This window comes from Nocardia crassostreae, assembly GCF_001613405.1.
Classification (GTDB): domain Bacteria; phylum Actinomycetota; class Actinomycetes; order Mycobacteriales; family Mycobacteriaceae; genus Nocardia; species Nocardia crassostreae.
Genome location: NZ_BDCH01000050.1, coordinates 1 through 22724, shown reverse-complemented (window position 1 = coordinate 22724; position 22724 = coordinate 1). Strand labels below are relative to the sequence as shown.

Genomic DNA, 22724 nt, shown 5'->3' with positions numbered 1-22724 from the left:
TGCGTGCGGGGGTGAATGGGCGCGACCATTGTGGGTGGTCTCCACGAAGGCATCCTCCAGCTGTGGGGGGTGGGGAAGTGCCGTGCGGCGCAGGGGTTTCGGTCTGCGCCGCACGGTCACCGGTAGTTGTCCGGGTCATGCACCCGGCGGGGCGGGCGTCAGGCGACGACCTTCTTGGCGCGGAGTTCGGTGATGGCCTTGGGGCTGTAGCCGAGTTCGGACAGGACTTCGTCGGCGTGTTCGCCGAGGAGGGGGGCGCCGGTGATGGCGGGGGTGAAGGCCGAGAACTTCACGGGGCTGCCTACGGTGAGGTAGGTGCCGCGGCCCTGTTGTTCGACTTCCACGATGGTGCCGCTGCGGCGCAGGTCGTCGTCTGCGGCGAGTTCCTTCATGCTCATGACCGGTGCGCAGGGGACCTCCCAGCCGCGCAGGATTTCGACGGCCTCGTATTTGGTCTTGTCCGACAGCCATTTCTCGATTTCGGCGAAGATGTCGAAGATCTTGTCCTGGCGGGCGCGGGCGGTGGAGTAGTCGGGATCGGTCGCCCATTCGGGGTGGCCGATGACCTCGGCGGTGCGGGCCCAGTTCTGTTCCTGGACGGTGAAATAGATGTAGGCGTTCGGGTCGCTCTCCCAGCCTTTGCATTTCAGGACCCAGCCGGGCTGACCGCCGCCGCCAGCATTGCCGCCGCGCGGGACCGCCGCGCCGAATTCGCCATGGGGATACTGGGGGTATTCCTCTAGGTAGCCGATGCGGTCCAGGCGCTGCTGATCGCGCAGTTTCACCCGGCACAGGTTGAGCACGGCGTCCTGCATGGAGGCCGCGACCCGTTGCCCGGCACCGGTTTTGCCGCGCGCGATGAGTGCGGTCAGGATGCCGATCAGCAGGTGCATGCCGGTATTGCTGTCGCCGAGGGCCGCGCCGGATACCGTCGGCGGGCCGTCCCAGAAGCCGGTCGTGGAGGCGGCGCCGCCCGCGCATTGCGCGACGTTCTCGTAGACCTTCAGGTCCGACCAGGAGGACGCGTCGTTGAATCCCTTGATGGAACCCAGAATCAGCCGCGGGTTCCAGTCCTGGATCTGCTCCCAGGACAGGCCCATGCGGTCCATGGCGCCCGGTGCGAAATTCTCCACCAGGACGTCGGCGTCGCGGATCAATTGCTCCATCACCTCGCGCCCCTCGGGCGTCTTGGTGTCGATGGCCAGCGACCGCTTATTGCTGTTCAGCATGGTGAAATACAGCGCGTCCAGCTCGGGGATATCGCGCAATTGATTCCGCGTCACATCGCCGCCGGAGGTGCGTTCCACCTTCAATACGTCCGCGCCGAACCACGCGAGCATCTGGGTGCACGCCGGTCCGGCCTGCACGCCCGTGAAGTCGATAACCTTGATTCCGGCCAGCGGCAGTTCAGTCTCGGTTGGGGCAGCCTCGATCATCGCCGGGTCCTCTCTGCTTGTTTGCCCTACTGCGTTTCGCAGCTTCACTTTCGGCCGCGCGAGCGGATCGGTCCAAGACCGGATTTGGACCAGCTGATAACCGGCGTCTATCACAGTTACTTGTCACATCAAGTTTTGCTTTGTAGATTGTATACAGTTTATGGTTTGAGACCAGCGTCACTCCAGGCGGTAAGAGTGATGTGGCTCACATCCATACTTCCGGGCCGTGGCTCCCTCGAATCCACGTCCCACCTGGGAGATCCACACAATGAGTGTGCAAACGCATCCTTCGTTTCACGAAGTCACAGACAAAAACGGCCGCGTATATCGCATCGGTGAGACCGACAAACAGATTCTCGGACGTTCCCGAGCCTGGATGGTCTGGCTGCCATGGATCGCCATGATGGCCATCAGCTCCTCCGAATACGCCTTCACCTCCGCCGAGGAAACCCTGGTCGATGCCCACAGCTGGGGGCACGGCCATATCTTCTGGCTACTCGGCGGCTGGGTGTTCTTCCAAGCCGCGGTGGCCTTTCCCGCCGGGAAACTCCGGGAGAGCGGCAAACTCTCGGCACGCGGGGCCATGATGCTCGGGGCGGTCGGATCGTTCCTGGGTTATCTCTCCCTGGCGTACTCCCCCAGCTTCCTGTTCGCCTATCTCGGATTCAGCGTCTTCGGCGGCGCGGCGGCCGGTTTCGTCTACGCCGCCTGTATCAACATGGTCGGAAAGTGGTATCCCGAGCGGAAGGGCGGCAAGACCGGATTCGTCAATGGCGGCTTCGCCTACGGTTCGGTGCCCTTCATTTTCCTGTTCACCTCCTATCTCGATGTCGCCAACTACAAGACCCTGCTGCTGGCCGTCGGCGTCCTGCTCGCCTCGCTGGTCGCGCTGACCGGATTCTTCTTCCGGGATCCGCCGAAGAACTGGTGGCCCGATCATGTCGATCCGCTGGGCGTCGACGACGATCCGCGCATTGCCCGGGCGCTCCGCAAGAATCCGCCCGCGGTGAAGCAGTACACGCCGATGGAGGCGGTCAGGACAGGCATCCTGCCGCTCATGTGGTTCGTCCTGCTCTGCACTGCGGGCATCAATATCTTCGGTATCGCCATGCAGGTGCCGTTCGGCAAGGAGATGGGCTTCGCGAGCGGAATCGTCGCGCTGGCAATGAGTCTCAAGACCATTATCAATGGCACCGGGCGCGGCGTGATCGGCTGGATCTCCGACCGCTACGGACGGCGGGAGACGCTCATCCTGGTCTGCGCCGTGCTCGGACTGTCGCAGTACGCGGTGTACCTGTCCGGCTCGATCGGCAGCATGCCCTTGTTCCTGCTGGCCTCGATGGTCTCGGGTTTCGGTGGCGGCGCGATCTTCCCGCTGTTCGCGGCCATGACCGCCGACTACTTCGGCGAGAACAACAATGCGACCAACTACGGCCTGGTCTACAGCTCCAAGGTGATCTCCGGCCTGGTGGGTTCCGGCCTCGGCTCGGTGGTGGTCAGCACCTGGGGCTACGGCACCGCCTTCACCATCGCCGGGACGGTCGGCGTCGTGTGCGCCTTCCTGTCGATCCTGCTGCGCCAGCCCAAACTGCCTGTTCAGCAACGCCTTCCGGAACCGGAGCCACGATTGCTGCCGACACAGGCCATGTCGGCCGACTAGCCGCACCGGAAGACAGCGCACCCGGGCCGGAAGAACTTCCGGCCCGGGTGTTTTCGTCTTCCACTGACTCGCACCGACCGCTACTGTAGATTGCATACAGTATTCGTTTCTGTTCTTGTGAGGAACACCATGAGTCCTTCGAGCCCGGTGGCAACCCAGGTATTGGTCCGGGAGATCGCCGCCGCCCATCGCACCGAACGCGGTGCGCTGCTGCCGATCCTGCACGACATCCAGGAGGCGCTCGGTCATGTGCCGCCCCAGGCCATCGGGGTGCTCGCGGACGTGCTGAACCTCTCCCGCGCCGATGTGCACGGGGTGGTGAGCTTCTACCACGACTTCCGCGGCGCACCGGCCGGGCGCACCCATGTGCGCGTCTGCCGCGCCGAGGCGTGCCAGGCCGTGGGCGCGGCGGAACTGGTGGCCCTGCTGGCGCAGCGGTACGGCATCGGCATGGGCGATACCAGCCCCGACGGCGCCCTCACCGCGGATCAGGTGTTCTGCCTGGGCAATTGCGCCCTCGGCCCGAGCGTGGAGATCGACGGCACGCTGCACGGCCGGGTGGATGCCGAGCGGCTGACCGCACTGCTGGGCGCGGCGGTGGCCCCGTGACACCGGTAACCGTGTACGTTCCCCGCGATTCGGCCGCCCGGTCCATGGGCGCGGACGCGGTGGCCGTGGCGCTGCTCGCCGCCGCCGAACGCCTGAATCGTCCGATTCGACTGGTGCGCAACGGCTCTCGCGGCATGTTCTGGCTGGAGCCGCTGGTCGAGGTCGCCACCGCCCGGGGCCGGGTCGGCTACGGGCCGGTCACGCCCGGCGAGGTCGACGGCCTGGTGGCGGCCGGGCTCTTCGACGGCGGCGCGCATCCCCTCCGCATCGGCGTGGTCGAGGAGCTGCCCTGGCTGGCCGACCAGCACCGGGTCACCTTCGCGCGCATCGGGATCACCGATCCGACCTCGCCCGCCGACTATGTGCGCTACGGCGGGCTGACCGGGCTGCGCCGCGCACTGGCCATGTCCCCGGGCGATGTGGTCACCGAGGTGACCGACTCCGGGCTGCGCGGGCGCGGCGGTGCCGGATTCCCGGCCGGTATCAAGTGGCGCACCGTCCTCGGCTGCGACGGCCCGCTGAAGTTCGTGTGCTGCAATGCCGATGAGGGCGACAGCGGCACCTTCGCCGACCGCATGGTCATGGAGGGCGATCCGTTCCTGCTCATCGAAGGCATGATCATCGCCGCGCATGCGGTGGGTGCGAGCGAGGGCTATATCTACGTGCGCTCGGAGTATCCCGACGCCGTGGCCACCTTGCGCGCGGCCATCGGCATCGCCCGCGAGCAGGGCTGGCTCGGGGAGCGAATCCTCGGCTCGGAGTTGAACTTCGAGCTGCACGTGCGCGTCGGCGGCGGGGCCTATATCTGCGGCGAGGAAACCGCCATGCTGGAGAGCCTGGAGGGCAAGCGCGGCATCGTGCGCGCCAAACCCCCGATTCCCGCCATACACGGCCTGTTCGGCCGCCCGACCGTGGTGAACAATGTGCTCACCCTGGCCGCGGTGCCCTCGGTCCTGGCCGACGGCGCGGCCACGTATCACGCGTACGGCATCGAGCGCTCGCGCGGCACCCAGATCTTCCAGCTGGGCGGCAATATCCGCCACGGCGGCATTGTGGAGACCGGCTTCGGCATCACGCTGCGCGAACTGGTGGACGGTTACGGCGGCGGCACACGTTCGGGCCGCCCGGTGCGCGCGGTCCAGGTGGGCGGGCCGCTGGGCGCGTATCTGCCGCCGTCCATGTTCGACATGCCCACGGACTACGAGGGTTTCGCGGCGGCGGAGGCCATGCTCGGGCACGGCGGCGTGGTGGTGTTCGACGATTCGGTCGATATGGCCGCCCAGGCCCGCTTCGCCATGGAGTTCTGCGCCGCCGAATCCTGCGGCAAGTGCACGCCCTGCCGGGTCGGCTCCACCCGCGGCGTGGAGGTCATCGACCGCATTGTCGCCGGTCAGCACCGGGAGGAGAATCTGGCGCTGCTGGAGGACCTGTGCGAGGTCATGACCGAGGGCTCGCTGTGCGCCATGGGCGGGCTCACGCCGCTGCCGGTGCGCAGCGCCCTCACCCACTTTCCCGACGACTTCCTGCTGCGCGCACCGCGCGAGCACACCACCTCCTCCGACACCACCAGCGAGGCCACGACATGACCGCATTGCGTGAACCCGATTTCGGGACCCCGCCCGCGAACGGCGCGACATCGATCTCCCTCGAGATCGACGGGCTGCCGGTGCGCGTCCCGGAAGGCACCTCGGTCCTGCGGGCCGCGGCGCTCGCAGGCATCGACATTCCCAAACTCTGTGCCACCGACCGGCTCGACGCCTTCGGCTCCTGCCGATTGTGCGTGGTCGAAATCGACGGCAGGCGCGGCACTCCCGCATCCTGCACCACGCCGGTCGCCGACGGCATGAGCGTGCGCACCCAGAGCCCGAAACTGGGGCGGCTGCGCGAAAACGTCATGGAGCTCTATATTTCCGACCATCCGCTGGACTGCCTGACCTGTGCGGCCAATGGCGACTGCGAATTGCAGGACATGGCCGGGGTGGTCGGGCTGCGGCAGGTGCGCTACGGGTACGAGGGCGAGAATCATCTCGACTCCGCACCGGATCTCAGCAATCCGTACTTCGATTTCGATCCCGCCAAATGCATTGTGTGCTCGCGCTGTGTGCGCGCCTGCGGCGAGATCCAGGGCACCTTCGCGCTGACCATCGAGGGCCGCGGCTTCGATTCCAAGGTCTCGCCCGGTGCGGGGGAAACCTTCCTGGATTCCGAATGCGTGTCCTGCGGCGCCTGTGTGCAGGCCTGCCCGACCGGCACCTTGCAGGAGCGGTCGGTGGTACAGCTGGGCATGCCGACCCGATCGGTCGAAACCACCTGCGCCTATTGCGGTGTGGGCTGCTCGTTCAAGGCCGAACTGCGCGGCGACGAGCTGGTGCGCATGGTGCCCGCGAAGCAGGGTGGCGCCAATGCCGGGCACTCGTGTGTCAAGGGCCGCTTCGCCTTCGGCTACGCCACCCATCCGGATCGCATGCTGCGGCCCATGGTGCGCGAGCGCATTACCGACCCGTGGCGGGAGGTGGAATGGGAGGAGGCCATCGCGACCGTGGCCGAGCGCATGCTGGATATCAAGCGGCGCCACGGAACCGGGGCCATCGGGGCGATCAGCTCCTCGCGGTGCACCAATGAAGAGGTGTTCGTCCTCCAGAAGATGGTGCGAGCGGCCTTCGGCAACAACAATATCGACACCTGCGCCCGGGTCTGCCACTCCCCCACCGGCTACGGATTGAAGCAAACCTTCGGCGAATCCGCTGGCACACAAGACTTCCGGTCGGTGGCGGCGGCCGATGTGATCGTGGTGATCGGAGCCAACCCCACCGACGGGCATCCGGTGTTCGGATCCATGATGAAACGCCGACTGCGCGAAGGCGCGCAGCTGGTCGTGGTGGATCCGCGCCGCATCGATCTGGTGCGCTCTCCGCACATCGAGGCCGCGCATCACCTGCAATTGCGGCCGGGCGCCAATGTGGCGGTCGTCAATGCCATGGCGCACGTGATCGTCACCGAGGATCTGGTCGACCGCGAGTTCATCGCCACCCGCTGCGAGGATTTCGAGCAGTGGGCGCGGTTCATCGCCGATCCGGTGCACAGTCCCGAGGCTGTCGCGGAGATCACCGGGGTGCCCGCCGACGACCTGCGGGCGGCGGCCCGGCTGTATGCCACGGCGGGCAATGGCGCGATCTACTACGGGCTCGGCGTCACCGAGCACAGCCAGGGCTCGACCATGGTGATGGGTATGGCCAATCTGGCCATGGCCACCGGCAATATCGGCCGCGACGGCGTCGGGGTGAACCCGCTGCGCGGGCAGAACAATGTGCAGGGCTCCTGCGATATGGGCTCGTTCCCGCACAAGTTCACCGGCTACCGGCACGTGTCCGACGACGCCGTGCGCACCGTGTTCGAAAACCTCTGGGGCGCCACGCTGGCCCCGGATCCCGGACTGCGCATCCCCAATATGTTCGACGCCGCGCTCGACGGCAGCTTCCGCGGGCTGTTCGTGCACGGGGAGGACATCGCCCAGTCCGATCCCAATCTGCATCATGTGTCGGCGACGCTGCGGGCCATGGAGCTCGTGGTGGTGCAGGATCTGTTCCTCAACGAGACCGCGAAGTTCGCGCACGTCTTCCTGCCCGGCGCGTCGTTCCTGGAGAAGGACGGCACCTTCACCAATGCCGAGCGGCGCATCAACCGGGTGCGGGCGGTCATGAAACCCAAGAGCGGCAAGCACGAATGGCAGATCATCTGCGAGATCGCCACCGCCATGGGCTATCCCATGGCCTACGACCATCCCATCGCCATCATGGACGAGATCGCCGCCATGACACCGACATTCACCGGCGTCTCGTTCCAGCGGCTCGACGAGCTCGGCAGCATCCAGTGGCCGTGCAATGACGCGTCCCCCACCGGGAGGCCGATCATGCATGTCGACGAATTCACCTGCGGCCTGGGCAGATTCGCGCCGACACCGTATGTGCCGACCGAGGAGCGCAGCACCCGCCGCTTCCCGCTCATCCTGACCACAGGCCGGATCCTGAGCCAGTACAACGTGGGCGCGCAGACCCGGCGCACCGCCAATGTCGTGTGGCAGTCCGAGGACGTGCTGGAGATCCACCCGCACGATGCCGAGGATCGCGGCATCACCGACGGCGATCGCGTGCACCTGGCCAGTCGTGCGGGCCGCACCGCCTTGCGCGCACGGATTTCCGAGCGCGTCCCGGCGGGCGTCGTCTACACCACCTTCCATCACCCGGTCACCGGCGCGAATGTCGTGACCACCGATAACACCGACTGGGCCACCGACTGCCCGGAATACAAGGTGACCGCCGTGCAGGTCAGCCTCGCCCGCCCGGGGTCCCGGGCCTCCGGAGCGGTACCGGCCGCCTCGGAGTCCGGGACGACCGCAGAAGCAGAGTGCGGGACAACCACCGACGCGGAATCCGACGCAGCCGCCGATACGACGGCGGCGGTGCACTGACATGACGCCCATCACCGTCACCGAGCTGCGGGCGATCAACCGCATCGCCATCCAGTTCGGGCACGTGCCCGCCGGGCAAGCAGCCCTGGCGGTCGCCGACCACATCACCCGCTTCTGGGACCGGCGCATGATCGTCAAACTTCTGCGCGCCGTGGACGACGATCCGACCGGTCTCGACCCGGTGGTGGCGGGCGCGGTGGACACGCTGCGCGACCGGGCCGCCGCCCGTGCGCGGGCGGATACGGCACGGGGACAGGCATCCTGACCGCACTGGAGCCCGCTACCGATCCGGTAGCGGGCTCCATACTGCATACCGCTCGGGCGCTGCGTGCCGCTCGAGTCGTCAGGCCGTGCCCGGTAGCCCGAGCACGGGCAGCCCTGGTTGGCGCAGCCGGGCCGCGATCAGCGCGCCGGTCAGCGCCATTGCGACGAACAGCAGGACGATTCGCGGGTCGCCGCCGCTCACGGCGACCGCGCCGACCCCGACCACCGAGCCGAAGGCTTTGGCGCTGTACATGATTCCTATGTTCTGCGCGGAGGATTCGGCTCCGAACCAGTCCTGGACGAGGGCCGCGCACAGCGGGAAGCAGCAACCCGCGCCCAAGGCCGCGACGACCGCCCCGACCAACAGCAATGCCGACGAGCCCTGCTCGACGCCGCCGATCAGCCCCCATTGCGCTGTGCCGCTGACGATCAGGACACCGGTCAGCAAGCGGCGACGGCCCAGCCGGTCGGACAAGGTTGCGGCCACCGCCCGGGCCGCACCGTTCACACCGATGAGCAGTGCGAAGGCCAGGGCGATCACCCGGGTCGAGAAGCCGTCACCCAGCGCGGCGGCCGCAAGATAGGCGAGATCACCGAGGAATACCGCCGCCGCACAGATCAGCAGCGCGAAGATCCGCCCGAAGGCCGGGGTGCGCACGGCCTCGCCGGGGCGAAACACGCGTAGCGGCTGGCGATTTCCGCGCAGGCCCGGATTGATCCGGCGGTCGAGCGCCCAGGCGCGCGGATCCACCCGCGCGGGCCACCAGCGGGCCGGTGGCAAGCGCAGCCACCAGCCGGTCCCGGCCACGATCAGCAGTACCGCGACGGCCAGCGCTTCGAACAGCACGGCCACCCCGGGCGGCCCGCCGATCAGGGATACAACGGCCAGCGGCACCCCACCGCAGGCGAAAGCCCCGGTGACGATGCCGATCCGGTCCGGACCGCGCTCCGGATGCCACCGCACGACGGTCGCGAGGACGGTGGCGTAGATCAGACCGACGCCGAGTCCGGCGCACACGCCGTAGCCGAGCGCCACCGTGCGCAGATTCCCCGTATGCGCCGCCGCGAGCAGCCCCGCGGCGCACAGCAATCCGCCGAGTAGCACGGCGGCCCGCGCCGAGAGCCACCCGCGGTCCCGCAGAAAGGCCGTGGGAAAGGCGATTCCGGCCTGCACCACGACGAAGGCGGCGAGCACGCTCAGCGCGGCGGCCGGACTCCACCGATTCGCCCGGGCCAGTTCAGCCACCAGCACCGCGTACCCGTACTGCGGCATCCCGGCGGCCAGCATGAGCGCGCAGCACAGCCAGAAGATCCCGCGGCGCGAATGGTCCCGCTCGGAGCCACCGATGCGGTAGCGCCGCCCGTAGTAATCGGAGAGTTCGATTCCCTCGAGTCCCCCAAGGGAATTCGCCCGAGTCATGACCGCCTCCAGCCCTGTTCGACGGCCTCGGACAAGGCCAGAAGCCACGGGGCGGCCGTCCGCGCCAGAATGGTTGCCCCCGTACCGTCGGCCCCCAGGGTGGCCGTACTGGGGATCAGGGCCGGGTCGGCGAGGATATCGGCGCAGCCGCTGCCGGGCGGGCCGACGGCGTGGGGTTCCGCGGCGATGTACAGGCCCGGGGCTGCGCCGGGGACCAGCCACAGGGTGAGGCCGCCGGTCACCGTTCGCGCGCGGGTGGACCAGATATAGCTGTCGGCCTCACCCGCCGAGATGACGCAGCGCTTGCAGGAGTACACCTGCGCGGCGTAGCCGCGAATCTCCGCGGTTCCGCCCCCGGACCAGCGCTCGCCGCCGACATCATCGAGCGCGAGCGTGCTCAGGTGACGTCCCGCGGCGATCTCGGCCCGTACATGCTGCGGCGCATGCGCTTCCAGGACGGCGGTGGCGGCGTAGTGGCGGGCCAGCACGGTGGCAATGGCGGGGCAGGCGCTGGCCACGCGCCGCACCGTGTCGACGGCCTCCGGCAGGCCGTGGCCGAGTCCGCCCGCCTCGGCGCCGACGGTGAGCCCGAGCAGGCCGGTGCGGCCGAAGGCGCCGATGGCGGTGCGGGGGTAGCGTCCGGAGCGGGCGAGCCAGGCATTGGGTGCGATGACGGTCTGGATGATTCGTTCGACGACGTCGACGGCCCGTTCGGTGGTGATACCGGTCATGATGTGTCCTCTCGCATCGCGTTCCCGCGAAACGAATACTGTATGCAATCTACAATAAGGACGCCGACACGGCCGCACGGCCGATTGGTTTATTGAATACGAAAAACGATATACTGATAACGAGTGTTTTTCGTCGCCTGCCAGAAGCGCCAGTCCCCCACCGGCGCAATCGATTCGAGGTGGAACCCATGGCCAAAAGGGCCGCACGGAGTGCTGTACCGATCACGGCGGACGCCACGGAGGGTGTCGGCGGGGTGCTGGCCGCGGCCTCCGCGCGCAAGCTCGACCGCCCCGCCCCACTGCGCGAGGCCGTCTACGAGACCCTGCTGGACCTGATCGTCACCGGGGCGCTGAAGCCCGGCCAGCATCTGGTCGAAACGGAACTGGTCGAGGCGCTCGGTGTGAGCCGCCAGCCCATTCGGGAGGCCTTGCAGCGCTTGCAGACCGTGGGCTGGGTGGACCTGCGCCGGGCGCAGGGCGCGTTCGTGCACACCCCGACGCTCGAGGAGGCGACCCAGCTGCTGCAGGTGCGCGCCGTGCTGGAGACCTACTCCGCGCAGCTAGCCGCCGAGCACAGCACGCCCGAGGGGGTCGAACAGCTCAACGCCCTGCAGCAGGACGGCATCGACGCGCTGGCCGAGGGCAATGTGAAGCGGCTGGTGGCCGCGAATACCGCACTGCACAAGCACATTACGCAGATGTCGGGCAATGCGGTGCTGGCCGAGCTCATCTCCCAGGTGGAGCTGCGGGTGCGCTGGTACTACACGCCCATCGCACAGCCCCGCGGCAAGGACGCGTGGAACGAGCACGCGCGGCTGATCAAGGCCATTGCCGCCGGTGACGCCGCCAAGGCCGGGGACATCATGCGCCGCCACACCGAGAAGACCATCGAGACCTACCGCAAGCAGGTCGCGGCCGAAGCCGAAGACCGATAACAGCATTCGGTACGGAGTGCGCGAAAGCCGCGGACCGGGATTCCCGGTCCGCGGCGGCATTTCCGCGGTGCCGCGGGTCGCTTCAGACGGCGCCTTCGTGATGGAGCCGCTCGATATCCGAGGGCGTGTATCCGAGGCTCGCGAGCACCTCGTCGGTGTGCTCGCCGAGCAGCGGTGCGGGCAGCACCTCCACCGGTGAATCCGACAGCCGCAGTGGGCAACCCACCGTCTTGAAGCTCCCGCGCCCCGGCTGGTCGACCGTCACGACCGCGCCGAGTTCGGCCAGGGTGGCGTCCTCGATGAGCTCGCTGGTGGAAAGCACCGGTCCGCACGGGATATCGCGCTCGGCGAGCTGATCCATGACCTGCCACTTGGTCAATCCCGAACTCCACTCCTCGATGAGGCCGAACACCTTGTCCAGGCGCGGGAGCCGGGCCTCGGGGGTGGCCCATTCCGGATCGGTGGCCAGTTCGGGCCTGCCGATCAGGGCGGTGAGCGGTTCCCAACCCACCGGCTGCACGATCACGTAGACGTAATCATTGGGACCGCCGGGCGCACACCGCACCGCGGATCCGGGCTGACCGCCGCCGGAGGCATTGCCCGAGCGGGGCACCTCGTCACCGGCGAACTGATCCGGGTACTCCCGCAGCGGACCGTGTGCCAGCCGCTGCTGATCACGCAGCTTCACCCGGCACAGATTGAGCACGGCCTCCTGCATGGCCACGGTGACCCGCTGACCGGATCCGCTGTGCTCGCGCTGATACAAGGCCGCGAGCACCGCGGCCACCAGGTGAATGCCGCTGCCGGAATCGCCGATCTGCGCCCCGGTGGCGGTGGGCGGCCCGTCCGGGAATCCGGTGGTGCTCATGGCCCCGCCCATGGCCTGCGCCACCACCTCGTACGCCTTGTAGTCGGCATAGCGGCCGGGCCCGAAACCCTTGATGGAGGCGTAGATCAGCCGTTCGTTCAGCTCGCGCAGCCGGTCCCAGGTGAAGCCGAAGCGGTCCATCACGCCCGGCCCGAAATTCTCCACCAGAATGTCGGCATCGCGCACCAGGCGGGTGAAGATCTCCTGTCCAGCAACGGATTTCATATTGAGCGTGACGCTGCGCTTATTGCAGTTCAGCATGGTGAAATACAGACTGTCCTCATCGGGCAGATCGCGCAGCTGCCCCCGGGTGATATCGCCGCGGCCCGGCGCCTCGATCTTCACCACCTCCGCGCCGAGCCAGGCCAGCAGCTGGGTAGCCGACGGACCCGATTGGACATGGGTCATATCGATGACACGGACTCCGGCGAGTGCCTTGCTCATGATTCCTCCTCATCGCCGAATACTGCGAATTACGAGACGGGAGCGGCGTTTTCCAGACGCCGCCCGTGGGTGTAGACGTTCATCGAGGACCCGCGCACGAATCCGATGAGGGTGAGCCCGGCCGCGGCGGCGAGATCCACCGCCAGCGAGGAGGGCGCGGAGACCGCGGCCAGCAGCGGGATGCCCGCCAGCACGGCCTTCTGCACGAGTTCGAACGAGGCCCGGCCGCTGACCATGAGGGCCGTTCCGGTCCCCGGCAGCAGGCCGCGCTCGAACATCCAGCCGACCACCTTGTCGACCGCGTTGTGGCGGCCGACATCCTCCCGGACGCACAGCAATTCGCCGGTGGCGCTGAACAATCCGGCGGCGTGCAGCCCGCCGGTGCGGTCGAAGGTGCGCTGCGCGGCCCGCAGCTCGTGCGGGAACGCGCTGATCTGCTCGGCGGACACGTGCAGCGGATCGTCGGCGAGCGGCCAGCGCAGCTGCGCGCGGACCGCGTCGAGACTGGCCTTACCGCACAGCCCGCACGAGGAGGTCGTATAGAAATTGCGCGCCAGCCCGGGATCCGGCGGCGCGACGCCGGGGGCCAGGGTCACGTCCACGACATTGAAGGTGTTCGCGCCGTCCGCGGTGGCCCCGGCGCAATACCGGATGGCACGGATCTCGCCGGGCGCGCGGACAACGCCCTCGCTGACGAGAAATCCACGCGCCAGGTCGAAGTCGTTGCCCGGGGTGCGCATGGTGATCGCCAGCGGCGTGCCCGTCACCCGGATTTCGAGGGGTTCCTCGGTCACCAGGGTGTCGGGGCGGGTGACCGCGGCCCCCTCGGACAGCCGCAGCACCCGGTACCGCGTCGTCACTCGTCCCATGGGTCCCGCTCCAGCCGTCGGTGTCGCAGGTCGTAGCCGTGCACGCCGAGCACGCGCAGCGAGTCGGTGGCGCCGGGCACCCCGGTGCGCGCGCCGAACACCACGACCACGCGATCGCCTTCGCGGCAGATGCCCAGCGACAACAGGATTCGGCTCAGCTCCGCGAGCATGGCCGCGGGATCAGTGGGTTCGAGGGCCACGGCGCGCACGCCCCACGACAGCGCCAACCGGCGGCGCACCTCCTGATCCGGGGTGAAGGCGATGAGCGGCAGCGGCGAACGCTGCAAGGCCAGCCGCCGCGCGGTGTCCCCGGTGCGGGTGAAACAGCACAGCGCGGTGGCGCCGACCCGCCTGCCCACCGCGATGGCCGCCGCCGCGATGGCCGCGCCGGTGAGCTCGTGATCGGTCTCGGTTCCGGCGGGCACGATGCTGCGCTCGGTCTCGCTCGCAATGCTGGCCATGGTGGCGACCGCCCGCGAAGCATGTTCGCCCACACTGGTTTCCGCGGACAGCATGACCGCGTCCGCGCCGTCCAGGACGGCATTGGCGACATCGGACACCTCCGCCCGTGTGGGACGGGGATCGGTGGCCATGGAGTCGAGCATCTGGGTCGCCACGATGACCGGCTTCCCGGCCTCGACGCACTGCCGGATGGCGATCTTCTGCACCAGCGGCACCTCCTCCAGGCGCATTTCGACGCCGAGGTCACCGCGGGCCACCATGAGGCCGTCGAAGGCGTCGACGATGGCCGCCAGATTCCGGACCGCCTCGGGTTTCTCGAGTTTCGCGATGACCGGCACCTGGCGGCCCACCTCCTCCATGACCGCGCGGGCGAGCTTGACCTCTTCGGGTGCGCGCACGAAGGACATGGCGATCATGTCCACGCCGATCTCGAGGGCGTAGCGCAGATCCTCGATGTCCTTGTCCGACAAGGGCGGAACGCTCACCGGGATATCCGGGACGGAGATGCCCTTGCGATCGCTGACCGGCCCACCGGCGGTCACCTCGCACCGGATATCGGGCCCGTCGGCCGCCAGGACGCGCAATTCCACCCGACCGTCGTCGATGAGCAGGCAGTCACCCGGCTGCGCATCGGCGGACAGACCCTTATAGGTGGTCGACACCCGATCGTGGTCGCCCGGACAGTCCTCGGTGGTGATGACAATGTGCTCGCCCGTGGCCCACAGCACCGGCCCGGCGGCGAAGCGGCCCAGGCGGATCTTCGGACCTTGCAGATCGGCCAGCACGGCCACGCCGCGATCCCGCTCGCTCGCCGCCCGCCGCACGGCGCGGTACCGGGCCAGATGATCATCGTGGGTGCCGTGGCTGAAGTTCAACCGGGCCACATCCATTCCGGCGTCGATGAGCGCGCCGATCCGTTCGATGGTGCCGGTGGCCGGGCCCAGCGTGCAGACGATCTTGGTACGGCAGGTCATCGGGCGGCCTCCTCAGCGGTGGCCGCCAGCAGATCGGTCGCGGCGTAGACGGTGCGCAGGGTGGGCGCGGGCGCGCCGGTGATATCGGCCATCTCCACCAGGGCCGCGACCACGGCATCGAGTTCGAGCTGTATGCCCGCCTCCAGGTCTTGCAGCATGGAGGTCTTGTGGTGGCCGACCGCCGCCGCGCCGCGCAGCCGCTTCTCCACCGAGATATCGGGTTTCGCGCCGACCCGGGCGGCGATATCGAGGGTCTCGTGCATGATCTGCTCCACCAGCCCGCGCGCGCCGGGATGACAGCAGATATCGACCATGGTGGCGCGGGTGAGGGCGCTGATGGGGTTGAAGGCGGCATTGCCCATGAGCTTGATCCAGATGTCGTTGCGGATGTCGGGCTCGATCGGTGATTTCATGCCGCCCGCGATCATGGCCTGGCTCAAGGCTTTACAGCGCTCGGAGATCTCGTGGCCGGGTTCGCCGATGGAGAACCGGGTGCCTTCGATATGGCGGATCACGCCGGGCTCGGCAATGACCGTGGCGGGATAGACCACACAGCCGATGGCGCGCTCGGGCGGGAGCACGGCCGTGGTCGCGCCATCGGGATCGACGGCCTCGATACGGCGGCCGCGGTAGGGCCCGGGCAGTTCGTGGAAGTACCACCAGGGAATCCCGTTCTGGGCCGCGACCACCGCGGTGTCCGGGCGCAGCAGCGGGTTCACCAGCGGCCCGCAGTCCGGGTACGAGTGCGCTTTGAGGCCGAGGAAGACGAAGTCCACCGGCCCGATCTCCGCCGGATCATCGGTGGCGTGCACCTCGGCGGTGAAATCGCCACGGGGACTGAGCACTCGGACCCCGTGCCGCCGCATGGCTTCCAGATGCGGCCCGGGGGCGAGCAGATGGACCTCCGCGCCGCCGCGGTGCATGGCGGCGCCCCAGTAGGCGCCGATCGCTCCGGCGCCGACCACTGCGATCTTCAATGTTCCTCCCGAGAGCCAAGATCGTAGATTGCATACAGTATGCCATCGTAAGCGGAAGATGGAGCGTTTGTCGATGTCAGGACACCGCGGCCAGCCGTTGTTCCAGCTCGGCCAGCCGCAGGCGCAGCTGCCGTTCGGCGCTGCGCCGCTGCGAGACATCGCGCATGACGGCCGAGACCGCGACCACCGCACCGTCCTCGTCACACAGCAGCGCCACACTGAATTCCACCGACAGCCGGTGGCCGTCGCGGTGCAGGGCGGGCACGTTCAGCAGCCGATCGCCGTACCGAGTGAGCCCGGTCCGCACGGAGTTCCGATAGCCCGCCCAGTGCGCGGCGCGCTGCTTCTCGGGAATGATCAGATCCAGGCTGCGGCCGATCGCCTCGGCGGCGGTATATCCGAATATCCGCTCCGCACCGCCGTTCCACAGCCGCACGATGCCCTCCGCGTCGAGGACCACCACGGCATCGGGCGTCGAGGCCACCACCGCCGCCGCGTAATCCACCGGAACTCCCCCGTTCGCATTGTCCGCCATGACCGCTCCTTCCGAACTTGCCGTCGCACCGAACTCGGTAACATATCCTGTATACAATAGACATCGAAGGAGGTTCCCGTGTTGCTGCGACAGCTGGAGTACTTCGTAACCCTGGCCCGGGTACGGCATTTCGCACGCGCCGCCGAGGCCTGCTACGTGTCCCAGCCCGCACTCTCGGCGGCCATCGCCAAACTGGAGCGTGAACTCGACGTCACGCTCATCAATCGCGGCCGCGCCTTCGAGGGCCTCACGCCCGAGGGCGAACGCCTCGCCATCACGGCCCGGCGGATTCTCGCCGAGCACGATGCCTTCAAGGCCGAGGCGGTGGCCATGCGCTCCGGCATCACCGGCACACTGCGACTGGGCACCGGACCCACCGTGTCCACCACCGCCGGACGCCCTGTCGCGGCGTTCTGCGCCCTGCATCCATTGGCCACCGTCGCGGTGTGCTCACGCCTGACCTCGGACGAATTACGGCGCAGAATACGGAATTTCGAGCTCGACGCCGCCATCGCCCACTTCGGGGACGAGGACACCGAAGGCCTGGACGTGGTGCCGCTCTACGGCGAACGCTATGTGCTGCTGGTATCTGGCGATCTCGTCGCCCCGGACACCCGCGAGATCACCTGGGCGCAGGCCGCGCGCCTGCCGCTGGCGCTGCTCACTCCCGATATGCGCTTCCGGCAGGTCATCGACGCCGCCTTCGCCGCCAGCGGGACGGTGGCGCGGCCGCAGGTCGAAACCGATTCCGTGGCTTCGCTCTACGCGCACGTGGGCACCGGGGCGTGGGCCAGCGTCGTGCCGGACACCTGGCTGCGGGCGCTGCCCACGGCCGAGACCACCCGCGCGGTCGATCTCATCGAACCGGACACCCGGGCCACCGTCTCGGTGGCCATCTACGCCGGATCGCCGGGTTCAGTGGCCGCGCGGGCCTTCCTGAATGTGGCGGCGGCGCTGTCGGCCGATGAATACTTCGGCCCGAAATAACGGCTCGGTCCGTGATAAACACGGTCTATCACGTGGTTCACAACCGATCTTGGACGATTCCGACCGAGCGGTCGAAGGTGAAGGAGCGAAACGCAATTGAAGGCAACATAAGCAGAGAGGACCCCGACGATGATCGAGGCTTCCCTACCCGATGCGGCGGACGTCGGCGCACCCGAAGCGGTCACCGATGGCATCCACCTGCTCGTAGATGCGCTCCGGCTCAACGATATCCGGAATATCTACGGTGTGGTCGGCATTCCGATCACCGATGTCGCACGCCTCGCGCAGGCGTCCGGAATTCGCTTCATCGGATTCCGGCACGAAAGCGATGCGGGTCATGCCGCGGCCGCCGCCGGATTTCTCACGCAGTATCCGGGAATCTGCCTCACGGTATCAGCCCCGGGCTTTCTGAACGGCTTGGTAGCGCTGGCGAACGCGACCACCAATTGCTTTCCCATGGTGCAGATCTCGGGATCCAGTGAACGCCATCTGGTCGATCTGCAGCGCGGCGACTACGAGGAGATGGATCAGCTCGCGGCGGCCCGGCCGTTCTGCAAGGCGGCCTACCGGGTGCAGCGGGCCGAGGATATCGGCCGCGGGCTGGCCCGCGCCCTGCGGACCGCGGCCTCCGGCCGCCCGGGCGGTGTCTACCTCGATATTCCGGCCGCGGTCCTCGGTGAGGTGATTCCCGCGAGCCAGGGCGCGGCATCGCTGTGGAAACTGGTCGATCCGGCGCCACGGCAGCTGCCCGACCCCGCCGCGGTCGACCGCGCCATCGAACTGCTGGCCGGTGCGGAACGTCCGCTGGTGGTGCTCGGCAAGGGCGCGGCCTATGCGCGCGCCGACGAGCAGATCCGGGAATTCGTGGAAAGCACCGGGCTGCCATATATCCCGATGTCGATGGCGAAAGGCCTGCTGCCCGACGATCATCCGCAATCGGCGGCCACGACGCGCTCGCAGGCACTGAAGCGCGCCGATGTGGTGCTACTGCTCGGCGCGCGGCTGAATTGGTTGCTCGGGCACGGTGATTCACCGCAGTGGAACGCGTCCGCGAAGTTCGTCCAGGTCGATATCGCGGCCACGGAAATGGACAGCAATCAGCCCATTGCCGCACCCCTGGTCGGCGATATCGGCTCGGTCATGAATGCGCTGCTGGAACGCGCCAAGCCCGGCCAGATCACGGTGCCGACGCTATGGCGGGAAGAACTGTCCACCCGTTCGGCCCAGAACATCGCCAAGATGGCGGTGCGACTCGAGGCCGCCGCCACCGCGCTGCCCATGAAATTCCTCGGCGCGCTGCAAGCCATCCGGAATGTGCTCGCGGACAATCCGCAGGCGTATGTGGTGAACGAGGGCGCGAACGCACTCGACCTGGCGCGCAATACCATCGGCATGCAGGTGCCCCGGCACCGCCTGGACAGCGGCACCTGGGGCGTGATGGGCATCGGCATGGGCTATGCCATTGCCGCCGCCGTCGAGACCGGCGATCCGGTGGTGGCCATCGAGGGCGACAGCGCCTTCGGGTTCAGCGGCATGGAGATCGAGGCGATCTGCCGCTACAACCTGTCGATCGTCACCGTGGTGCTCAACAACTCCGGCGTCTACAAGGGCGATGCCCCGGCCGTGGGCGGCGATCCCGCGCCCACGGTGCTGCGCGCCCGGCACGAGGTCATGATCACCGCCTTCGGCGGTAAGGGCTATCGCGCCACCACACCCGACGAGGTCGCCAGCGCCCTGCGCGAGGCCTTGGCGGCCCGCGCACCGGCGCTCATCGACTGCATCATCGACCCGTCCGACGGGACCAAGAGCGGGAATATCGCCCATCTCAATCCCAAGGGCATCACCGTCCAGCACTGAGTATCCGACCGGGACCGCGTGCGCGGCCCGGGCCGGAAGCCGGAGATCCGCCGCCTTTCGACGGTTTCCGGCCCGGCCCGCGGATGCGGTCCACGGTCGGTGCACGAGACGAAGCCCCGCACCGGAAACGGTGCGGGGCTTCGCTTTTCTCCGCGATCTGTGGGTGTACTGCCAGATCGCCCCCGGGTTGGTTCAGGGCGGGATTACCCGGGGTGCGGAGGTCTCTAGGGCGCGGACACGGGATGCAGTGTTCGGGCGATCCGACCGGCCAAATGCTCCAACAGTTTCCCGGCGTCGCGCATGCACACCTCGGGGTCCGGCTCGATATCGGTGAGGGCGTGGGCGGCCTCGATTCCGAACGGCAGCAAGGCGCTCGGGTCGATGGCGCGGCGGCCGGATACGGCCACCACCGGCACCCCGGCCCGGCTCGCCGCGCGGGCGACGCCGATCGGGGCCTTGCCGTGCAGGGTCTGTTCGTCCAGGTTGCCTTCACCGGTGACGACCAGGCGCGCACCGACCACCTGGGCATCGAAATCGAGCTGCTCCAGCATGATCTCGATGCCGGGCCGGATGTCCGCGTCCAGGAAGGCCAGCGCGGCGAAGCCGACTCCGCCCGCGGCTCCGGCGCCGGGCCGGGCGGCGTAATCGATACCGAGCTCCCGCGCGGCGACCTCCGCGAAGCGCGTGAGACCGGCTTCGAGTTCCGCGACTTCGGCTGCGCCCGCACCCTTTTGCGGTCCGTACACGGCCGCCGCGCCGCGCGCGCCCAGCAGCGGATTGTCCACATCGGAGGCCACCGTCACCGGCACCCGCAGCAGGCCGGTGCGGTCGATGCGATCCAGCCGCCGCAGGGCGGCCCCGCCCGGCGGCAGCTCGCGGCCGTCGGCATCGAGCAGGCGCGCGCCGAGCGCGGTGAGCAGTCCCGCACCGCCGTCGGTGCAGGCGCTGCCGCCCAGCCCCAGGACGACCCGGTCCGCGCCGCGCAGGGCCGCGGTGCGGATCAGGTCGCCCACGCCCGCGCTGGAGGCGGCCAGCGCGGTGGCCGGGGTGGGCCGGTCGGGCAGGCGGCGCAGGCCGGAGGCCTCCGCCAATTCCACGACGGCCGACTCGCCCCTCATCGCGAACGAGGGGACCACGCGGTTGCCGACCGGCCCGGCCACGCCGGTCCGCAGGCGCGAATAGCCTGCGGCCACCATGGCGTCCACGGTGCCGTCCCCGCCGTCGGCGACCGGTACGGTCGCGATCGGCAGGTCCGGCCGCCGGGCGCGCAGCCCGGCGGCGATATGCGCCGCGACCTGCGGGGCGGTGAGCGAGCCCTTGAACTTGTCCGGGGCGACGATCACGGGACCGTGAATCATCCCGGGCTGCCCGCTGTTTCGAGCTCCTGCCGGGCGCCGACGGCGGTGGGGGCGTCCGCGGCGGTCTCGGCGAGTTCCTCGAATTCGTTGATGCTGTCGATCTCAAGGCCCATGGAGACATTGGTGACGCGCTCGAGAATGACCTCGACCAGCACCGGCACCCGATGCTCGGCCAGCAGTCGCTTGGCCGCGTCGTAGGCCGCGCCCAGCTCGTTCGGATCGGTCACCCGAATCGCCTTGCAGCCCAATCCCTCCGCCACCTTCAGGTGGTCCACGCCGTAGCCGCCGACCTCGGGGCTGTTGATGTTCCCGAAGGACAGCTGCACGTAGTAGTCCATGTCGAACTGCCGCTGCGCCTGACGGATCAGGCCCAAGTAGGAGTTGTTCACCACCACATGGATGTACGGAATGTTGAACTGCGCGCCGACCGCCAATTCCTCGATGAGGAACTGGAAGTCGTAATCGCCCGACAGCGCGACCACGGGCGAGTCCGGGGCGGCGGTGGCGACGCCGAGCGCGGCGGGCAGCGTCCAGCCCAGCGGACCGGCCTGTCCGGCATTGATCCAGTGCCGCGGCTTGTACACGTGCAGCATCTGCGCCGCCTGGATCTGCGACAGGCCGATGGTGGTGACGTACCGGGTATCCGGGCCGAAGGCCCGGTTCATCTCCTGGTAGGCCCGCTGCGGTTTGATCGGCACATTGTCGAAGGCGGTCTTGCGCAGCATGGTTCGCTTGCGCGCCCGCACCTCCTCGGCCCACGCGGAGCGATCGGGCAGCTCGCCCGCCTCGCGCAGCTCGCGGGCGACCTCGAGGAAGACGGTCAGCGCGGCCCGGGCGTCGGAGACGATCCCGTAGTCGGGCGCGATGACCTTGCCGATCTGGGTCGGCTCGATATCCACGTGCACGACGGTGCGGCCCTTGGTGTAGGTGTCCACGCCGCCGGTGTGGCGATTGGCCCACCGGTTGCCGATGCCCAGCACGAAGTCCGAGGCCAGCAGTGTGGCATTGCCGTAGCGGTGCGAGGTCTGCAAGCCGACCATGCCCGCGTGCAGCGGGTGATCGTCGGGAACGATGCCCCAGCCCATGAGGGTGGGGACCACCGGAATGCCGGTCAGCTCCGCGAATTCGCGCAGGAGATCGGAGGCCTCGGCGGTGATGACACCTCCGCCCGCGACGATCAGCGGCCGCTCGGCCCGCGACAGCATGGACAGCGTCTTCACCGCCTGCGCGCGGGTGGCCGCCGGGCGATGCACCGCGAGGGGCTCGTAGGTGTCGATATCGAATTCGATCTCGGCCAATTGCACATCGATCGGCAGGTCGATGAGTACCGGGCCGGGGCGGCCGGATCGCATGAGCTGGAACGCCTTCTGGAAGGTGCCCGGCACCTGCGCGGGCTCCAGCACCGTCACCGCCCACTTCGAGACGGGCGCGGCGATGGCGGAGATGTCGACGGCCTGGAAGTCCTCCTTGTGCAGCTTGTCCACCGGGGCTTGACCGGTGATGCACAGGATCGGAATGGAATCCGCACTGGCGGAATACAATCCGGTGATCATATCGGTGCCCGCCGGACCCGAGGTGCCGACGCAGATGCCGATATTCCCGGCCTCGGCGCGGGTGTAACCCTCGGCCATGTGCTAAGCGGCTTCCACGTGACGGGCGAGCACGTGCTTGATGCCGCCGTGCGCGCGCATGGCGCTGTAGAAGGGATTGATGGCCGCGCCGGGCAGTCCGAATGCCTGTGTCGCGCCTTCTTTTTCGAGAATGAGGACGGCCGCGTCCACGGTACGCATGCGTGTCATATCAGTGTTCCCTTGTTTTTCCGGCCAGCGATTCGGCGACCAGCAGCAGCGCGGAGTGATCCAGCGAGCCA

General features: G+C 68.3%; 17 protein-coding genes and 1 pseudogene. 8 read left to right on the top strand and 10 right to left on the bottom strand.

Annotated features, from left to right (window positions below):
* Positions 1–158: 158 nt before the first annotated feature.
* Positions 159–1436 carry a formyl-CoA transferase gene (frc, locus tag NC4_RS38285; protein ID WP_067549403.1) on the bottom strand — a complete coding sequence of 426 codons (1278 nt, stop codon included), beginning with the start codon at positions 1434–1436 and terminating at the stop codon, positions 159–161.
* A gap of 376 nt (positions 1437–1812) precedes the next feature.
* Between frc (NC4_RS38285) and NC4_RS38280 the strand changes: the two genes are divergently transcribed.
* The 5 genes from NC4_RS38280 to NC4_RS38260 all read left to right on the top strand — a co-directional run bounded on the left by NC4_RS38280 (position 1813) and on the right by NC4_RS38260 (position 8438).
* Complete coding sequence (locus tag NC4_RS38280; RefSeq protein WP_245722217.1) at positions 1813–3096, top strand: OFA family MFS transporter; 1284 nt, start codon at positions 1813–1815, stop codon at positions 3094–3096.
* 129 nt (positions 3097–3225) lie between these two features.
* On the top strand, positions 3226–3705 hold the full coding sequence (locus NC4_RS38275) for an NAD(P)H-dependent oxidoreductase subunit E (RefSeq protein WP_157555486.1): 480 nt from the start codon (positions 3226–3228) through the stop codon (positions 3703–3705).
* Positions 3702–5291: a formate dehydrogenase beta subunit gene (locus NC4_RS38270; RefSeq protein ID WP_245722216.1), complete on the top strand. Its 1590-nt coding sequence runs from the start codon at positions 3702–3704 to the stop codon at positions 5289–5291. The genes NC4_RS38275 and NC4_RS38270 overlap by 4 nt, the downstream gene beginning before the upstream one ends.
* On the top strand, positions 5288–8173 hold the full coding sequence (gene fdhF, locus NC4_RS38265; RefSeq protein WP_084530193.1) for a formate dehydrogenase subunit alpha: 2886 nt from the start codon (positions 5288–5290) through the stop codon (positions 8171–8173). Before NC4_RS38270 ends, fdhF begins: the two co-directional genes overlap by 4 nt.
* A 1-nt stretch (position 8174) precedes the next feature.
* Entirely contained in the window at positions 8175–8438 is a 264-nt protein-coding gene (locus tag NC4_RS38260; protein ID WP_067549396.1) for a formate dehydrogenase subunit delta, read from the top strand.
* 78 nt (positions 8439–8516) lie between these two features.
* On the opposite strand, the gene NC4_RS38255 is transcribed toward NC4_RS38260, so the two are convergent.
* Together NC4_RS38255 and NC4_RS38250 are read right to left on the bottom strand one after the other, a co-directional pair.
* A complete protein-coding gene (locus NC4_RS38255; RefSeq protein ID WP_067549393.1) occupies positions 8517–9857 on the bottom strand; it encodes an MFS transporter in 1341 nt (446 codons plus the stop codon).
* Complete coding sequence (locus tag NC4_RS38250; protein ID WP_067549390.1) at positions 9854–10588, bottom strand: acyl-CoA dehydrogenase family protein; 735 nt, start codon at positions 10586–10588, stop codon at positions 9854–9856. The genes NC4_RS38255 and NC4_RS38250 overlap by 4 nt, the downstream gene beginning before the upstream one ends.
* 188 nt (positions 10589–10776) lie before the next feature.
* Here NC4_RS38250 and NC4_RS38245 point away from each other — a divergent pair, with 188 nt between their 5' ends.
* The gene (locus NC4_RS38245) at positions 10777–11523 is read left to right on the top strand and encodes a GntR family transcriptional regulator (protein ID WP_084530192.1); all 747 of its coding nucleotides are present in this window, start codon (positions 10777–10779) and stop codon (positions 11521–11523) included.
* 82 nt (positions 11524–11605) lie between these two features.
* Here NC4_RS38245 and frc (NC4_RS38240) read toward each other — a convergent pair whose 3' ends face one another.
* The 5 genes from frc (NC4_RS38240) to NC4_RS38220 form a co-directional block, all read right to left on the bottom strand.
* Entirely contained in the window at positions 11606–12835 is a 1230-nt protein-coding gene (gene frc / locus NC4_RS38240; protein WP_067549387.1) for a formyl-CoA transferase, read from the bottom strand.
* Positions 12836–12864: 29 nt separating this feature from the next.
* Positions 12865–13704, bottom strand: coding sequence for a formate dehydrogenase accessory sulfurtransferase FdhD (fdhD, locus tag NC4_RS38235; RefSeq protein ID WP_067549384.1), 840 nt, complete (start codon positions 13702–13704; stop codon positions 12865–12867).
* Positions 13692–15140: a pyruvate kinase gene (gene pyk, locus NC4_RS38230; protein ID WP_067549380.1), complete on the bottom strand. Its 1449-nt coding sequence runs from the start codon at positions 15138–15140 to the stop codon at positions 13692–13694. The genes fdhD and pyk overlap by 13 nt, the downstream gene beginning before the upstream one ends.
* Positions 15137–16117, bottom strand: coding sequence for a 2-dehydropantoate 2-reductase (locus tag NC4_RS38225; protein ID WP_067549377.1), 981 nt, complete (start codon positions 16115–16117; stop codon positions 15137–15139). Before NC4_RS38225 ends, pyk begins: the two co-directional genes overlap by 4 nt.
* Positions 16118–16193: 76 nt before the next feature.
* Positions 16194–16652 carry a PAS domain-containing protein gene (locus NC4_RS38220; protein ID WP_067549374.1) on the bottom strand — a complete coding sequence of 153 codons (459 nt, stop codon included), beginning with the start codon at positions 16650–16652 and terminating at the stop codon, positions 16194–16196.
* Between the two features lie 78 nt (positions 16653–16730).
* Here NC4_RS38220 and NC4_RS38215 point away from each other — a divergent pair, with 78 nt between their 5' ends.
* Together NC4_RS38215 and oxc are read left to right on the top strand one after the other, a co-directional pair.
* Positions 16731–17639 carry a LysR family transcriptional regulator gene (locus NC4_RS38215; protein WP_067549371.1) on the top strand — a complete coding sequence of 303 codons (909 nt, stop codon included), beginning with the start codon at positions 16731–16733 and terminating at the stop codon, positions 17637–17639.
* A 129-nt stretch (positions 17640–17768) separates the two neighbouring features.
* Positions 17769–19496 (top strand): oxalyl-CoA decarboxylase, encoded by a 1728-nt coding sequence (gene oxc, locus NC4_RS38210; RefSeq protein ID WP_067549368.1) that lies wholly within the window; start codon positions 17769–17771, stop codon positions 19494–19496.
* Between the two features lie 224 nt (positions 19497–19720).
* Here the strand turns inward: oxc and NC4_RS38205 are convergent, their stop codons facing one another.
* Both NC4_RS38205 and gcl read right to left on the bottom strand, forming a co-directional pair.
* A complete protein-coding gene (locus NC4_RS38205; RefSeq protein WP_067549365.1) occupies positions 19721–20854 on the bottom strand; it encodes a glycerate kinase in 1134 nt (377 codons plus the stop codon).
* A pseudogene (gcl, locus tag NC4_RS38200) lies at positions 20851–22653 on the bottom strand (glyoxylate carboligase). The gene NC4_RS38205 and the pseudogene gcl overlap by 4 nt, the downstream one beginning before the upstream one ends.
* Between the last annotated feature and the right edge of the window lie 71 nt (positions 22654–22724).

Excerpts from the sequence above, each read along its gene's own strand:
- NC4_RS38245 (WP_084530192.1), top strand. The coding sequence starts at position 10,777 with ATGGCCAAAAGGGCCGCACGGAGTGCTGTACCGATCACGGCGGACGCC.
- fdhF (WP_084530193.1), top strand. The coding sequence starts at position 5,288 with ATGACCGCATTGCGTGAACCCGATTTCGGGACCCCGCCCGCGAACGGC.
- NC4_RS38250 (WP_067549390.1), bottom strand. The coding sequence starts at position 10,588 with ATGACCGGTATCACCACCGAACGGGCCGTCGACGTCGTCGAACGAATC.
- oxc (WP_067549368.1), top strand. The coding sequence starts at position 17,769 with ATGATCGAGGCTTCCCTACCCGATGCGGCGGACGTCGGCGCACCCGAA.
- NC4_RS38275 (WP_157555486.1), top strand. The coding sequence starts at position 3,226 with ATGAGTCCTTCGAGCCCGGTGGCAACCCAGGTATTGGTCCGGGAGATC.
- frc (WP_067549403.1), bottom strand. The coding sequence starts at position 1,436 with ATGATCGAGGCTGCCCCAACCGAGACTGAACTGCCGCTGGCCGGAATC.
- NC4_RS38255 (WP_067549393.1), bottom strand. The coding sequence starts at position 9,857 with ATGACTCGGGCGAATTCCCTTGGGGGACTCGAGGGAATCGAACTCTCC.
- fdhD (WP_067549384.1), bottom strand. The coding sequence starts at position 13,704 with ATGGGACGAGTGACGACGCGGTACCGGGTGCTGCGGCTGTCCGAGGGG.
- NC4_RS38220 (WP_067549374.1), bottom strand. The coding sequence starts at position 16,652 with ATGGCGGACAATGCGAACGGGGGAGTTCCGGTGGATTACGCGGCGGCG.
- NC4_RS38205 (WP_067549365.1), bottom strand. The coding sequence starts at position 20,854 with ATGATTCACGGTCCCGTGATCGTCGCCCCGGACAAGTTCAAGGGCTCG.
- frc (WP_067549387.1), bottom strand. The coding sequence starts at position 12,835 with ATGAGCAAGGCACTCGCCGGAGTCCGTGTCATCGATATGACCCATGTC.
- pyk (WP_067549380.1), bottom strand. The coding sequence starts at position 15,140 with ATGACCTGCCGTACCAAGATCGTCTGCACGCTGGGCCCGGCCACCGGC.
- NC4_RS38280 (WP_245722217.1), top strand. The coding sequence starts at position 1,813 with ATGGTCTGGCTGCCATGGATCGCCATGATGGCCATCAGCTCCTCCGAA.
- NC4_RS38260 (WP_067549396.1), top strand. The coding sequence starts at position 8,175 with ATGACGCCCATCACCGTCACCGAGCTGCGGGCGATCAACCGCATCGCC.